The 10578-nt window shown below is 68.9% G+C and carries 9 protein-coding genes; 3 read left to right on the top strand and 6 right to left on the bottom strand.

Annotated features, from left to right (window positions below; translation table 11 throughout):
* On the top strand, positions 1-3435 hold a 3435-nt coding region (gene smc / locus VF092_05720), incomplete at its 5' end, for a chromosome segregation protein SMC (GenBank protein ID HEX6746776.1).
* A 122-nt stretch (positions 3436-3557) separates the two neighbouring features.
* Here the strand turns inward: smc and VF092_05715 are convergent.
* The 3 genes from VF092_05715 to VF092_05705 form a co-directional block, all read right to left on the bottom strand.
* Complete coding sequence (locus tag VF092_05715; GenBank protein ID HEX6746775.1) at positions 3558-3929, bottom strand: hypothetical protein; 372 nt, start codon at positions 3927-3929, stop codon at positions 3558-3560.
* A 459-nt stretch (positions 3930-4388) separates the two neighbouring features.
* Positions 4389-5747: a citrate synthase gene (locus tag VF092_05710; GenBank protein ID HEX6746774.1), complete on the bottom strand. Its 1359-nt coding sequence runs from the start codon at positions 5745-5747 to the stop codon at positions 4389-4391.
* Between the two features lie 211 nt (positions 5748-5958).
* Positions 5959-6138 (bottom strand): hypothetical protein, encoded by a 180-nt coding sequence (locus VF092_05705; GenBank protein HEX6746773.1) that lies wholly within the window; start codon positions 6136-6138, stop codon positions 5959-5961.
* A 338-nt stretch (positions 6139-6476) separates the two neighbouring features.
* Between VF092_05705 and aroF the strand changes: the two genes are divergently transcribed.
* Both aroF and VF092_05695 read left to right on the top strand, forming a co-directional pair.
* Entirely contained in the window at positions 6477-7532 is a 1056-nt protein-coding gene (gene aroF / locus VF092_05700; GenBank protein ID HEX6746772.1) for a 3-deoxy-7-phosphoheptulonate synthase, read from the top strand.
* A gap of 272 nt (positions 7533-7804) precedes the next feature.
* Entirely contained in the window at positions 7805-8188 is a 384-nt protein-coding gene (locus VF092_05695; protein ID HEX6746771.1) for a YraN family protein, read from the top strand.
* 170 nt (positions 8189-8358) lie between these two features.
* Here the strand turns inward: VF092_05695 and VF092_05690 are convergent, their stop codons facing one another.
* From VF092_05690 to VF092_05680, 3 genes are all read right to left on the bottom strand, one after another.
* The gene (locus VF092_05690; GenBank protein HEX6746770.1) at positions 8359-8562 is read right to left on the bottom strand and encodes a hypothetical protein; all 204 of its coding nucleotides are present in this window, start codon (positions 8560-8562) and stop codon (positions 8359-8361) included.
* Between the two features lie 123 nt (positions 8563-8685).
* A complete protein-coding gene (locus tag VF092_05685) occupies positions 8686-9597 on the bottom strand; it encodes a restriction endonuclease (protein ID HEX6746769.1) in 912 nt (303 codons plus the stop codon).
* Positions 9598-9684: 87 nt separating this feature from the next.
* A complete protein-coding gene (locus VF092_05680; GenBank protein ID HEX6746768.1) occupies positions 9685-10299 on the bottom strand; it encodes a GNAT family protein in 615 nt (204 codons plus the stop codon).
* Positions 10300-10578: the final 279 nt, after the last annotated feature.

Genomic DNA, 10578 nt, shown 5'->3' with positions numbered 1-10578 from the left:
AACACCGCCGACGCCGTGCGCTGGGTGCTGGGCGAGCAGCGCGCGTCGGCGCTGCGCGGCGGGAAGATGGAGGAGGTGATCTTCCAGGGCACCGTCAAGCGCCGCCCGCTGAACTTCGCCGAGGTCACGCTGGCGTTCAGCAACGACGACGGGCTGATCCCCATCCCCCAGAGCGAGGTGGAGATCGCGCGCAAGGTGTTCCGCGAGGGGGGGAGCGAATACGCGCTGAACCGCGTCAACTGCCGCCTGCGCGACATCCACGACCTGCTGCGCGACACCGGGCTGGGCGCCAACGCCTACTCGATCATCGAGATCGGGATGATCGACTCGATCCTCAGCGAGCGGGCCGAGGAGCGGCGGGCGCTGTTCGAGGAGGCGGCGGGGATCGGCAAGTACAAGGACCGCCGCAAGGCCGCGCAGCGCAGACTCGAGGGCGCGGAGGTCGATCTCGCGCGGCTGAACGACCTGATCGCCGAGGTGGAGAGCAAGGTGCGCTCGCTGGCCCGGCAGAAGCGCCGCGCGCAGCGCCACGCCGAGCTGCAGGCGCGCCGGCTGGACCTGGAGGTGGCCACGGCGCGCGCGGACCTGGAGGCGCTGACCGCCGCGCTGTCCGAGGGCGGGCGCCGCCGCGAGGCGCTGGAGCGCGACGAGGGCGAAGCGCGGACGGAGCGGACCACGGCCGAGGCGATCCTGGAGGAGCGGCGGATCGAGGCGGCCGAGCTCACCCGCCGCCGCCAGCACGTGGCCGCGAAGCTCGACGACGTGCGCCAGCGCCTCTCGACGCGCGAGCGCGAGATCGCCCTCTCCGACGAGCGGCGGGCGAACGCGGAGCTGCGCATCCAGCAGCTGGTGCGCGAGCGCGCGGAGCTGGGCGAGCGCGCGGAGTCGCTGTCGGCCGACGCCGCGCGGCTGGGCGGCGAGCGCGACCATGCGCTGGCGCGGCTGGAGGGCGTGCGCGAGCGGCTGGAGCTGCGGGTGGAGGAGAACGACGGGCTGCGGGCGACGCTGAGCGCGCGCCGCCAGGCCAGCGAAGCCGCCGCCGAGCGCTCGCGCGAGATCGCGCGGGAGATCGCCGCGGCCGAGGGCGAGCGCGTGGTGGCCGAGCGGCGCCGCGGCGAGGCGCTGGAGCGCGGCGCGCGGCTGGGCGAGCAGGACGTGCAGCTGGGGACGGAGATCACCATCCTCGGCGAGCAAACGGAGCTGTGGAGCGGGCAGGGGATGTCGCTGCGCGAGCGGCTGGACGCCGCGGCGGATGCGGCCGACGCGGCCCGCGAGGAGACGCGCGTCCTCCGCGGCCGCGAGGCGCCGCTGCGCGACACGCTGCGCGCCGCGGAAGACCGCGTGCAGCGCCTCGCCAGCCAGGTGGCCGCGCGCGAGGCGATGGAGAGCAGCTACGAGGGCTTCAGCCCCGCGGTGACGGCGATCATGGCCGAGCGCGAGCGCTTCCCCGGCGTCCTGGGCCCGCTCGCCGACTTCGTGCGCGCGACGACGGCGGATGCGGCCACGGCGCAGGCGGTGGAATCGTTCCTGGGGACGCTGCTGCAGGCGGTGGTGGTGAAGGACCTGGCCGCCGCCCGCGTGGTCCGCCGCTGGTTCCGCGAGGAGTGGAGCGGCGGCGGCACGCTCCTCCTTCTCCCGCTGGACGCGCCCGGCGTGCGCGAGGCGATGAACGGCGCGTCGCACCGTCTGGGCGTGGCCGGGAGCGGGGCGGGGCAGCGCTGGGTGGAGATCTTCCTCCAGGGACTCGTCGTCCTCCCCGGCGAGGACCCGCTGGACGCCTTCGCCGCCGGCGCGCGGGTGGACGCGTTCGGCGACACCGTCGACGTGCGCGGGGTGATCCGCCTGGGCCAGCCGGCGGCGGGGGAGGGGATCCTCGCCCGGCGCGAGATGCTGGGGCGGCTGCGCAACGAGCTGGAGGACGCCGAGGTCGCGCGCGATCGCCTCGTGCTGGAGCGCGACTCGCTCGTCGAACAGGTCGCCCTGACGGAGGAGCGCGCGCGCGACGCGGACGAGGTGCGGCGGGTGATGGAGGCCGAGCTGCGCCAGCTGGACGCCGACACCGCCGCGCACGGCCACCGACGCGGGCGCCTGGAGCGCGAACGCGAGGAAGTCGTCGCCGCCATCGCCGCCGCGAAGCGCGAGGCGGAGACGGCGGCCGCGCGGATGGCGGAGCTGGACGCGCGGCTGGGCGAGCTGCACGGGCTCGCGGCGGACGCGCAGGCCGCCGCCTCACGCGAGGGTGCGGGGCTGGCCGAGCTCGACGCGCGCTGGGAGGCCGCGCGCGACGAGGAGAGCGAGCTGCGCGTGGCCGTCGCCCGCGCGGAGGCGGAGCTGCGCGAGGTGGAGCGCGCTCTGGCCGATGCGGTCAACGGCGCCGACACGGCCCGCGCTCGGTCGGCGACGCTGCAGGCCGAGGCGGACGAGCTCCTTCGCTCGCTGGAGGGGCTGTCGGGGATCCGCGAGCGCGCGGGCGAGGACGTGGAGGCGCTCTTCCGCGAGCGCGACACCCATGCGGCCGAGGTCGCCGCCTTCGACGCGCGGCTGGGCGAGCTGGAGGCCGAGGTGAACGCCGCCGAGGAGCGCGCCCGCGTCGCGCGCCGCCGCGAGGGCGAGGCGGGCGAGGAGCGCCACCGGCTGGAGCTGGAGCGCGCCGAGCTGGAGAGCCGGGTGATCCGCGCGCGCGAGCGGCTGGAGGTGGAGTGGGGGCGCCCGTGGGAGGTGCTCGTCCAGTCCGCCAGCGCCGTGGAGGGGGGGGACGCGGATGCGTGGCGCAACGAGGTGCGCGAGATCGCGCAGCAGATCGACGCGCTGGGGCCCATCAACATGCTCGCCGTGCAGGAGCACGAGGAAGAGGACCGGCGCCTGACCTTCCTGCTGGAGCAGCGCGACGACCTGACCGCCGCGCGCGACGACCTGGCCGCCGCCATCCGGCAGATCAACAAGACGGCGCGCGAGGTGTTCATGAGCACCTTCGACACCGTGCGCGAGAACTTCCACCGCACCTTCCAGTCGCTCTTCCAGGGCGGCGAGTGCGACGTGTGGCTGGCGGACCAGGACGACCCGCTGGAGAGCCCGATCGAGATCAGCGCATCGCCGCGCGGGAAGAAGACGCAGCGCATCCACCTCCTCTCGGGCGGCGAGCGGACGCTGACGGCGCTCTCGCTCCTCTTCGCCATCTACCTGGTGAAACCGAGCCCGTTCTGCCTGTTCGACGAGGTCGACGCGCCGCTCGACGAGGCCAACGTGGGCCGCTTCATCCAGCTGCTGAACGACTTCAAGACGCAGACGCAGTTCATCGTCATCACCCACAACCCGCGCACCATGGAGAGCGCCGACTGGATCTACGGCGTGACCATGGAGGAGCCCGGCGTCAGCTCCATCGTGGGCGTGGAGCTGGAAGGCGCGTACGCGTACGGGGATGCGAAGGTGGCGTAGATCTCGGACGCCATTTCGCAAGCCGTGAAACGAAGGAGCCGCCCCGCGAGGCGGCTCCTTCGTGCAGTCGACCCCCAACTCACCTCACCCGAACCGACTCCCTCACTTCACTTCACCTCGCCTCACAACCAGCCGAAACGCGTCCCCGCGAACAGCGCGGCAAGGATGAACGCGTTCACGGCCACGCCGATGCGCGCTTCGGGCCACTCGACCGCGCTGAGGATCAGCGAGCCGAGCGCCGCGCCGGCGGCCCACGGGATCCACCAGCTCGCGTGCGCCAGCGCCCCGCCGGCCGATACGGCGAACGTCACCGCCGCTGCCAGCCAGAGCACGCCGAGCGCGCGCATCCCCGCGTCCCCGACGTCGAGGTGGCCGGAGAGCACCTTGGTGTCATACGGGATCTCTTCCAGCGTCACCAGCTCCCACGAGTTCAGGAACCCGGGAAGATGCGCGATCCCGTGCAGCGCCATCAGCAGTGCGATCGCCGTCCGCATGCTCCACCTCGCTCGTTCGTCGGTCCGTATCCCCACCCACATCACCCTGAGGATCAGGATACGCCTTTGCGAAATCGCCGGGCGTCCGCCACTCCCCGGCTCTTCGTGTGGGGGAGATGCCGGTGCGCGCGAAGGGTGATGCCTGCGCGCGTTGCGGTCGGCAGATGGGGATTGGACCGCGATGCCGGGCGGCGGTGCGGGGGAGATCAAAGATCCTTCGGGCTGCAGCCATTTTCGCCGACGTGATGACGGTCTGGCCGCTCAGGATGACGTCTGGTGGTGGTGCGGATGCTTTCCCCGAGGCGAATTGAAGTCCGCGGAGGCGGACTGCGTGTGGTTGTAGCCGCGAGGCCGCGAGTTCACTCGCATCGTCGGGAAAATCTCATCTCAATGCAATAACGCGGAGCCGCGGAGGAAGCATCCCTCCGCGGCTCCGCGTCTCCGCGTGAGAACCGGCCGTCACCGCGCGGTGAGCGGGATCCAGCTGTCGAGCGACTCGGCCGCCGCCGCCTCGCCGCGACCGGCGAGCGGGACGAAGTGGCGCTCGTCGTAGCCGGTGTAGATCTGGCGCGGGCGCGTGATCTTCTGCTCCGGGTCCTCGAGCAGCTCCTTCCACTGCGCCAGCCATCCGGCCACGCGCGGGATCGCGAACAGCACCGGGAACATGTCCACCGGGAAGCCCATCGCCCGGTAGATGATCCCCGAGTAGAAGTCCACGTTCGGGTACAGCTTGCGGCTCACGAAGTACTCGTCCTCGAGCGCGATCCGCTCCAGCTCCATGGCCAGGTCCAGCAGCGGGCTGCTTCCCGTCACCTCGAGCACGTCGTTCGCCATCGCCCGCAGGATCTTCGCGCGCGGGTCGTAGTTCTTGTACACGCGGTGGCCGAATCCCATCAGCCGGAACTCGCCGCGCTTGGCCCGGTCCACGAACTCGGGGACGCGCTCCTCGCTGCCGATCTCGGTGAGCATCCGCAGCACCTGCTCGTTGGCGCCGCCGTGCAGCGGGCCGTAGAGCGCCGCCGCAGCCGCCGCCACCGACACGTACGGGTCGGCGTGCGAGCTCCCCACGTTGCGCATGGCGCTGGTGCTGCAGTTCTGCTCGTGGTCCAGGTGCAGGATGAACAGCACGTCCAGCGCGCGCTCGAGCACCGGGTTGGGCACGTACTCGCGCTCGCTCATCCGGAACATCATCTGGAGGAAGTTACCGGTGAACGACAGCTGGTTGTCGGGATACACGTACGGCAGCCCCTGCGTGTGGCGGTACGCGAACGCGGCCAGCGTGGGGAGCTTGGCCACCAGCCGCACGATCTGCTGCAGCCGCACGCCGGGATCGGCGATATTGCGCGCCTCGGGATAGAAGGTGCTGAGCGCGGCCACCGTGCTGACCAGCATCCCCATGGGGTGCGCGTCGTAGTGGAAGCCGTCCATGAACTTCTTGATGCTCTCGTGCACGTAGGTGTGGTTGGTCACCTGCGTGGTCCAGTCGTCCAGCTGCTCCTTCGTGGGCAGCTCGCCGAAGATGGTCAGGTACGCCGACTCCAGGTACGTGCTCTTCTCGGCCAGCTCCTCGATGGGGTAGCCGCGGTAGCGCAGGATGCCGCGGTCGCCGTCGATGAAGGTGATGGCGCTCCGGCACGAGGCGGTGTTCATGTACGCGGGGTCGTAGCTCAGCAGCCCGAAGTCGCCGGGGCCGGTCTTCAGCTGCTTGAGCTCGGGCCCGCGGATGAACGAGCCGTACTCGGGATAGGTGCCGTGCTCCACCGGCAGCTCGACGGTCTTGCCGGTGCGGTTGTCGGTGAGGGTGAGGGTATCGGGCATGGGAGGTTCTCCGTGGCTGGGATGCGCGCGCTTCCCCCGGACCGCCGCCCGTTCGCGGCGCCTCCGGCGTACCCGTACATGATGCGGCGGCGGGATGGCGCCGCCTGTCCGGGTGTTACCCGACCCGCTGTCGGTTCGCGGATGATGTGGAGGGAGAGGGGGATGAAGACGCGCCGGTCGGGGGATCGGGACCCCGGCCGGCGCGGCTGCGTCAGGACTTCTTGCGGGAGTGCGACTTCTGCTCCTTGGTCCGCCCTTCCTCCTTGCGGTCCTTGTTGACCACGCGGGCGGCAATCTCCTCGGCGGTGTCCTCGGACTTGCCGCGGCTCTCGTAGCTCTCCTTCACGTGCTCGTACTTCCGTTCGTCCTTGCTGCTCCAGGACTTCGGCATCGTTTCCTCCCGTGTCTCGGGTTGACCGACACGGCTGGATCTGTCGCAAGTATCATACACAGCAACGAGTTGGCTGCATTGCGGCGGCGGGCGTGAGACGGTTGGAATCGCGGCGAGAAGGGCCCGAAGGCTTCTCGGCATCTCGAAGCGACGTTCAGCGGCACGGTCGAAGTAGCCGCGAGCGAAGCGAGCCCCCGTCCCTCCCCCAGGCGGTTTTGGGGGAGGGACCGGCGCGCAGCGCCAGGGAGAGGGCGTTCTCGGTGGACGGGCGCCGCTTCGTTCGGTAGATTTTCACCTGCGGCAACCCGACAGATCAGTCCCCCCGAAAAGCATCACCCATGCTGATCGTGATGAGGCACGACGCGAGCGCCGAGCAGGTGCAGGGCGTCGTCGACGTGATAGAGGAGATGGGGTACGAGGCGCGCCCGATGCCGGGGAAGCAGCGTACCGCCGTGGGCCTCGTGGGCAACGACGGGAAGGTCAACGCCGACCGGCTGGAATCTCTCCCCGGCGTGCTGGAGATCACCCACGTCTCGCAGCCGTACAAGCAGGTCTCCCGCGAGTGGCGCGAGGAGCCGACCATCGTCGAGCTGGCCAACGGCACGCGCATCGGCGGCGACGAGGTGGTGGTGATGGCCGGCCCCTGCTCGGTGGAGAGCGAGGCGCAGATCGTCGGCATCGCCCACCGCCTGCGCGAGGCGGGAGCGACGATCCTGCGCGGCGGCGCCTTCAAGCCGCGCACCTCACCCTACGCCTTCCAGGGAATGGGCGAGCCCGGCCTCAAGCTGCTGGCGAAGGCGCGCGAGGAAACGGGAATGGCCGTCGTCACCGAGGCGCTGGACGAGGAGAGCCTGGCGCTGGTGGCCCAGTACGCCGACATCATCCAGATCGGCGCGCGCAACATGCAGAACTTCTCGCTGCTGCGCCGCGCCGGCCGCACCGGCAAGCCGATCCTGCTCAAGCGGGGGATGGCGGCCACGGTGAAGGACCTGCTCCTCAGCGCCGAGTACATCCTGGCCGAAGGGAACGGGCAGGTGATCCTGTGCGAGCGCGGCGTGCGCGGCTTCGACACCCACACGCGCAACCTGCTCGATCTGACGGCGATCCCGGTGGTGAAGTCGCTCTCGCACCTCCCCATCATCGCCGACCCCAGCCACGGCACGGGGCTGCGGGCCAAGGTGATCCCGATGGCGCGCGCGGCCGTCGCCGCCGGCGCCGACGGGCTGATGATCGAGGTGCACCCCGACCCCGAGCGCGCAATGAGCGACGGTGCGCAGTCGCTCTTCCCCGAGCAGTTCGAGGAGCTGATGGAGCAGATCGCGGTCATCGCCGAGGCCATCGGCCGCGACCTGTCGCCCTCGCTCACCGGCCGCCCGGTCCGCGCGGTGGTGTGAACGGGTCGGTAGGGGTGATGGTAGTGGCGTGACGATGCGAGTGAACTCGCGGCTACAACTACACGCAGTCCGCCTTCGCGGACTTCAACGGACTTGACCGTCAGAGCGAGGCATGCCTCGCCCTTCGAGCACCACGACGACGTCATCCTGAGCGCCGCCGCTGCGCCGACATTGCGGTCGCGACGAAGCCCGAGCGGCGGGCGAAGGATCTATAATCAACGCAACACGATAGCCTGCCCGAACGCGAATAAACCTTCCGCCGGGGAATCCCCATGGACGCGCCGCGGACGCTGGGCTCGCAGAACAAGCCGATGGGCGACCGCGGCGAGCGCATGGCCGCGGAGCACCTGGAGCGCGCCGGGTGGACGGTGCTGGCGCGCAACTTCCGCATCGGGCACCGTGAGGTCGACCTCGTCGCGCGCCGCGGCGAGGTCGTGGCGTTCGTGGAGGTGAAGACGCGCGCCGGCCTGGGCTACGGCCATCCCCTCGAGGCCATCACCCTCAAGAAGCGCCGCGAGATTCAGGTGGTCGCCCAGTGCTGGGTCGACCGCCACGGCCGCGAGGGCGACGTCTACCGCTACGACGCCATCGCCGTGCTCCTCCCCACCGGCGGCGACCCCACCATCGAACACGTCGAGGACGCCTGGCGGATGTAGGCGCGTCCGCTCGTGGGTGTGACCCAGGGTTGTTGACGCGCGGTTATCTTCCCGCGCCGACGCCGTCGCCGCGATGGCCGGGCTCGGCCGCTGAAGGAACGCCGCAAAGCGCCTCCGCCGGCCCGCGCATCTCTGCGCCGGCCGGCGGAGGCGTTCGCTCGTTCGCGACGTCAGTCCTCGTCCTCGTCGATGGGGTAGTCGTCGGGGCTGTGGGCGTGCAGCTGCGAAGCGTCGTACGCCTCGACCATGGAGTGAAGGCGCTGCAGCTCGTCGTGCTCCGCCGTCCCTTTCCCCGGGTCCTCTTCCGTCAGCCGCTCGATCTCCCTCAGCGCGGCTTCGTACTCGGCCTCGCTCCTCAGCTCGGGTCCAGTCACGGGTTCACCTCCACGCGCGGGTGAGAAGGCGTCTCGGCGAGCGGCAGGTTCGGCGCAAAACCCGTGCTGCGGCGCATGAAGCGATCTTGTTTGCGTCGCGGCGTCGAGTTGATTGCGTCGCGCTTACATTCTGATCCCGAGTTGCAGCCCAATTTGCTTCGCGTCCGTGGGAGTGTCGAACGAAACGGTATGTATATGCTCAGCGCGAGCTCTGTACTCTTCGGGAGTCAAGGTCCGACCGAGGTGCGGAGCTAGGTCTCGTTCGACATTCAGAGACTCCGACATCATCTCTGCAATTCTGACTTGCCGCGTGCCGTTCTCCTCAATCACGTGACCTGACGCTAATGCCAGATTGATAATGAACTCACGTACTTCTTTGACACCTTCAAGATGAAAGCCTTTCACCGACTCGCAACGCTGCTCCCATTGAAGCGTCCAAGAACGATTGGGTTGAATGTCCAATCCGAATTTACCGATTAAGGCTTTGTTGTGCGCAACATCTCGACGAAGTGAGTCGAAGAAGTTGCCCAAGGTGCCGATCCCATGACTTTCGTCAACAATCAGCGCAGTGAGGGGAATTTCGCCGGCCACATTTTCGTTTTCGAAAAGTGTCGCCAGCAACGTCCACTCTACACGCACTTGGTCGAGCGATATCCAGTTCGATGTAAGTAGATTTTGCCAGTCCGCGGTATTCGCATCGCGATATGAAAGCAAACGGATGAAATGCCTGTCTGCCGCAGCCTTTGCTCCAGAATCGAATCCGCGAGCGACCATTACGCCTTGGGCGATTCCCACATCTCCGAGTTTTTCGGCAAACTCACCAACTGCGCCGATGCCGATAAGTCGTCTTTCCTTCTTGCATTCAATTGCAATCCGAACCGGGTAAAAGCCAACGTTGGTCGTGAGGAGAACATCGATCTGGCGATCACGACCTGACTGCCCGCGTAGCCGCACATCGTGCTCGACCTTCACATTGGGCAATGCAGCCGCATGCAGGCGCGCGATCAGCTTCTCGAACTCTTTCCAGTGAGGCATCGATAGCCTTCGAGCGAAGGAAGAACAAGGACACTTCTGTATTTTACCCCGTACCGTTTTAGTCGGCTACTCCTCACACGTTGACGCTCAGAACAGCCGAGTCCCGATCGCATCATACGCTCTCGCATCCGCCGCGAGCTCGGCGGCGTACGAGGTCGTCCACTCGTCGGCCGAGATGCTCCAGAGCAGCTCGTGCTTCTGCCGCTCGCCGTCCGTAGCCTGTTGCGTGAAGCCGAGCTTGCGCATCAGCGCGATGCTGCGCTCGTTGTCGACCGCGGTCACGGCCTGCACGCGCTCCATCCTCATCACCTCCAGGCACACGCGCGACATCGCGGCGGCCGCTTCGGACTGGTAGCCCCGCCGCCCCCGCGCCGCGGCCACCCATCCCCCCAGGTCGCCGCCGTTGCCGGTCTCGATCCGCCGCAGGAGGAACCCCCCCGCGAGCTCGCCGTCGTCGGCGTCGATCACGGCGTACGACCACGATTCGTCGGCGTCGAAGGCGGCGCGCATCGAGCGCACGATGCACAGGCGCTCCTCCATCGACCTGGGCTCGTCTTCGATCCAGGAGACCCACGGGCGCAGGTGCTCCAGGTTCTCGGCGATCACCCGGTGCAGCGCGGCGGTGTCGGCGGGCTCCCAGCAGCGCAGCACCACGCGCGAGGTGACCACGCGGTAGGCCGGGCAGAGCAGTGAAGTGGGCATGGGGCGGAGGAGGGGGGCTCCGAGCGCGTCACACGCCCGGGGGGGGGGCATGGGTGGCCGCGGAGATGGGAATTCCTGGCGGCAAGAGGAGGAAGATATTCCGCGCTCGCCCCGCCGTGAAGGCGCGCCGCGTTCACTTTGTAGCGTTGAAGTAGAAATGTCCGGGTTGGTTGAAATAGAAATGTCCTCCTTCGGGGCAGGTTCGCCCACACTGGCGGCGACACCTGCCACGGAGCGAGGAGATGCTAAAGTTGAGCACACGAGATCGAGATCGTCTGA

The sequence above is a fragment of the Longimicrobium sp. genome (assembly GCA_036377595.1).
Classification (GTDB): Bacteria; Gemmatimonadota; Gemmatimonadetes; order Longimicrobiales; family Longimicrobiaceae; genus Longimicrobium.
This window is presented reverse-complemented; position numbering and strand designations above follow the sequence as displayed.